Below are 4268 nucleotides of genomic sequence, written 5' to 3'. Positions count from 1 at the left end.
GCGGACCGATCGGCCGTTGGCGTTCCATCAAGTCGTCCCCGCTGGCTCTCCGGCAGAGCACATTTTGGGCGTCCGCAGGTCTGTGATGCGGGGATTCTCGCGGGTTAGCACACCAAAATGCCCATAACCATGTGGGTCAGAACTGCCACAAACAGGCCGATTGAAACCACAATCAGCAGCAGATCGGCGCCAGGAGGTATGCGCAAGGGCATCAGCGGTCGCCGTTTCCAATTGCTCCAAAATTATATTTAAGGCTATAATTTTGATAAATCATCAATGCGAGATCAGCACGAAGCGATTGTGATTGGGTCTTATCGCGGGTGATAACACGAAAACGGAACCGATGCGCTCGGCATACTACCGGCGGCGCTAAACGTTGCGGCCCCATTTACCTGCTCCCGCTGGCTCTGCAGCGGTGCATTTTTAGCGCCCCCGCTGGCCCTCCGGCGGGGGCACATTTTAGCCCACCTGCTGGCCCTTAGACCGGGATGGGAGGATATCGCGGGGAGGCGAAGCGCGCTGGACACGTCAATACCGGCACTCTCGTCCGGATTCCGGCCCGGTTGGTACGGACGTGCTGCTGTGTAGACCTGCAGCCCCTGGCTCTATCCCTTCCTCTCGGAAGCACTCAGCGCCAGTGACCGCCGGCTGGAGGCACGGCATCGGCACTGGTCTACCAGCCGCACAATCCTATTGTTACTAGACTGGCGCCCGCCTCCACTCCCTAATATTCCGACGCCGGTGCAATGGGTGCCGGCGCAGCCACACAGGGCTGCGCATGGGACAGGCGGAGTTCTTGCTCATCCTGGAGAGCGGCGCGGGCGGCTATGTCGCCGAGGCACGCCGAGAGCAAGCATGCCAACGGGTTATGACTATGGGGAGCAGCGGCTGGCTTTTCCGCTCTCGCTTTGGTGGATATGCCAAGGGCCGGCGGCGACGGCGCAACGGCCAAATCATTGAGTTAGTCGTGGTCAGAACTGTTGGCACACCGGATGCGGATGCCATGGCCGGTGCGCTGCTGGCAGCCGGCAAGCGGCATGGTGTGACCTATCAAGTAGCCGGCTAATCGGTGGGGCAGCAATAGTTTATTGCGTACTGAAGCCTGCGCCACTGAGCACGCGTCCCATTTGGCACATCCCGCGGACAGACCCTATGAGCGGGGCCGGCGTCCCAGCAAGCATAGCCGGTCCATTGTTCTTCGCTCGGGAGGCTGTGCGATGACGACTGTGCCTGCTCTGCTGCCGGACCTGCGGACCACGCTGGTGGTCGTAGTAGAGGTCTCGAAGACCGCCTGGGTCATTGCCGCCCATGTCCCGGGCCTGCAGGGGCCAAGGTCAAGCAGCGTCTCGAGCCGCGGGCGGATGCGCTGCTCGGGGCGATCGCCCGGCTGAAGCAGCGTGCGGCGGACAAGGGAGCCATCGTCGAGCGTACTGTCGTGGCCTATGAGTCCGGGTACTCCGGGTTCTGGCTCGCGCGGGTCCTCCAGCGGGCCGGCATGGAGGTCCACGTTATCCAGCCCGTAAGCGTTCCGGTCGACCGACGTACCCGCCGGGCCAAGACCGATACAATCGATGTCGACCTGCTGCTGCGGACCTGTCTGGCGTTCCTTCGCGGTGAGCCACGGGTCTGCTCCATGGTGCCTGTGCCCGAGGAGGCCGACGAGGATGCGCGCCATCCCGGGCGCGAGCGCGAGGAGCTCATTGCGGAGCGGATCGCCCTGACCAACCGGATCGGAGGCATCCTGACGACGCTCGGCATCGACGATTACGATCCACTTCGGCGCGACCGCCGCCAGCGGCTCGGCCAACTGCGGACGGCGCTGGATGAACGACTCCCGCCATGTGCTGAGGCCCGGATCATGCGCATGCTTGATCGGCTTGAACTCGTCCTGGTTCAGATCGCGGCCCTTGAAGCGCAGCGCGATGCCGTGCTGACAGAGACAGAGCAGGCAGGCGCGGCCGAGGCGATGATCCAGCGGCTCGCCAGGCTGCGCGGGCTGGGCGCACAGACCGCGACCACGCTGGTCAGGGAGGGCTTTGTCCGAACTTTTCGCTCGGCGAAGGCGCTCGGCTCCTACGCCAGCCTTGTCGGTACACCTTTCGCCAGTGGAGGCATCGAGCGGGAGCAAGGCATCACCAAGGCTGGCAACCGCCGCCTGCGGACGACGGTGGTCGAACTCGCCTGGCTCTGGGTTCGATACCAGCCGGGCAGCGGGCTCGCCGCATGGTTCAGGCAGCGGCTGGGGAATGCCGGCGGGCGTATGCGCAAGGTGTTGGTGGTCGCGCTCGCCCGAAAGCTGCTCGTGGCCCTGTGGCGGTTCGCCACCCAGGGGGTCGTTCCGGAAGGCGCTGCTGTGAAAGCCCCCTGACGGGACCGCAGTTTCCACCCGAAGCCGGCCGCACCGGCCGGCCTGGTGGGGTCGAGACGATGGCTGCCGAATGAGACAACGGGCGCTTCGCGCTCCGCCGCACAGAATGAGGCCATCCCTCGGAGCTTCGCTGGTCCGGATGCAGGACCATGGTGGGGACATCGTCCCGCCGGATGCGAGGTTGGCGGGCGCAGCTCGTCTGACAGGAAGCTCCACCTCGACCACGTCCAAGCCACAGCTGCCACTCAGACCTCCACCGGGTCCCTGACCCGAACAGCTGCTCGAGACAATTATCCGTGCGCGGCAGGTCGGGGACGGCGTAGCAGTGGAACAGCCCCGGTCGGTAGCTGCGGGCGACCTTGCAGAAGTGGTCGAGCGCCCCGGCCAGGGTACCGGCGGTGGCGCGGTGGCGGGCCATGGCACCGACCAGGCTGTCGAAGCGGCGCTGGACCTTGGTGGCGTCCTTGCCGGCCTCGTTGCCCAGGATGTGGGCCGGGTCAAGACCGACCGGCGCGACGCAGTGATGCTGGCGAGCCTGCACCGCGCCGGCCAGCTCACCCCGGTCTGGGTGCCCGATGCCAGCCACGAGGCCATCCGCGACCTGGTTAGGGCACGCGGAGCGGCTGTGGCCAGCGGGCGCGCCGCCCGCCAGCAATTGCTGGGCTTCCTACTTCGGCACGGACGGCGCTTTAACGGGAAGCCCTGGACGAGGGCGCACCGCGCATGGCTCGCCGGCCTCCGCTTCGAGCATCCGGCGTCGCAAATCGTGTTGCAGGACCTCATGGACGCCGTCGACGCCGCGGCCGAGCGCGTGGCGCGTTTGACGCGGCAGATCGAGGCGCAAGTGGCGGAATGGTCGCTCGCGCCGTTGGTCACCGCGCTGCAGGCGATGCGAGGTGTGGCGCTGATCGTCGCCGTCACGCTCGTCGCCGAGCTCGGCGACCTCCGCCGCTTCGCCAGCCCGGCACAGCTGATGGCCTTCGTCGGCCTCGTACCCTCGGAACGTTCGAGCGGTGCCAGGACTCGCCGCGGCGGCATTACCAAGACAGGCAACGGCGAGGTCAGGAAGATGCTGACCGAGGCGGCTTGGACCTACCGCCGACCGGCCCGTATCAGCGAGCCAAAGCAGCGGCGTGTGGACGCCGCACCAAAGGGCGCGAAATCGCCTGGAAGGCGCAATTGCGCCTCTGCGCCCGCTACCGCCGGCTCGCCGCGGGCAAGCCGTTGCAGGTGGTCGTCACGGCAGTCGCGCGCGAGATGCTCGGTTTCGCGTCTGGGCCATTGCCCGGGAGGTGCGGCCGGCACCCGCCTGACGCTGGCGTCCAACTCACCTCCGCAGCGATGCGCAGGGCGGGAGGCGGGGACGCGGTAGGGGAACCCTCGGGAGCCCCCGTGGGCGGATCCACAATCCACGCCCGAAAAAAAATCGAGGCAGCCCCGCGACGAACCGTGGTCATGCGGTAGCCAACCCGCGAATGAGAGCTTGATCAACCGTCGCCCGTTCTGCTCCGCCTCCCACCCCGCGCATCATATCCGACCGGCACCACGGCAAGACGCGGTGCGACCGAGCTCGTTCTACGCTTGACAATGCGGACATGAGAGAGCGGGCCGACAGCCAGGGAGCTTGGTAGGTAACTCGCGTGCTTTACGAAACATGCGTTGCGCCTCACGCACGAATGCTTGATATCCTCTATCCGTGAGCTCCTCTCAGTACGATACTGCGACGAGGCGACCTGAGCGGTCGCCCGGGGCGCCACCGGTGTTGTCCTCGACGAAGTCTGCCAGGCTCGCGCCTCGCCTCGGGCTACGTGCACACCTTGTCGGGCTAGTTCTGGCAGTCCTTCTGCCTGCCCTTGCTGTCGGCGGCGCCGCGGCCTGGCATGCGGCCAGTGCCTACCGT

At 66.3% G+C, this 4268-nt stretch carries 1 protein-coding gene and 3 pseudogenes; 3 read left to right on the top strand and 1 reads right to left on the bottom strand.

What is annotated here, in order from left to right:
* Positions 1–796 precede the first annotated feature (796 nt).
* Complete coding sequence (locus H7965_RS28470; RefSeq protein WP_186773892.1) at positions 797–1066, top strand: hypothetical protein; 270 nt, start codon at positions 797–799, stop codon at positions 1064–1066.
* Between the two features lie 151 nt (positions 1067–1217).
* A pseudogene (locus H7965_RS28465) lies at positions 1218–2368 on the top strand (IS110 family RNA-guided transposase).
* Between the two features lie 268 nt (positions 2369–2636).
* On the opposite strand, the pseudogene H7965_RS31510 reads toward H7965_RS28465, so the two are convergent.
* Positions 2637–2861 (bottom strand): annotated as a pseudogene (locus H7965_RS31510) (ISNCY family transposase); the annotation flags it as partial.
* On the opposite strand from H7965_RS31510, the pseudogene H7965_RS28460 reads away from it, so the two are divergent.
* Positions 2862–3681 (top strand): annotated as a pseudogene (locus H7965_RS28460) (IS110 family RNA-guided transposase); the annotation flags it as partial.
* Positions 3682–4268: the final 587 nt, after the last annotated feature.

Source organism: Siccirubricoccus deserti, assembly GCF_014283215.1.
GTDB classification, from domain to species: domain Bacteria; phylum Pseudomonadota; class Alphaproteobacteria; order Acetobacterales; family Acetobacteraceae; genus Siccirubricoccus; species Siccirubricoccus deserti.
The sequence above is the reverse complement of the archived record's forward strand: the minus strand, read 5'-3'. Positions and strand labels throughout refer to the sequence as shown.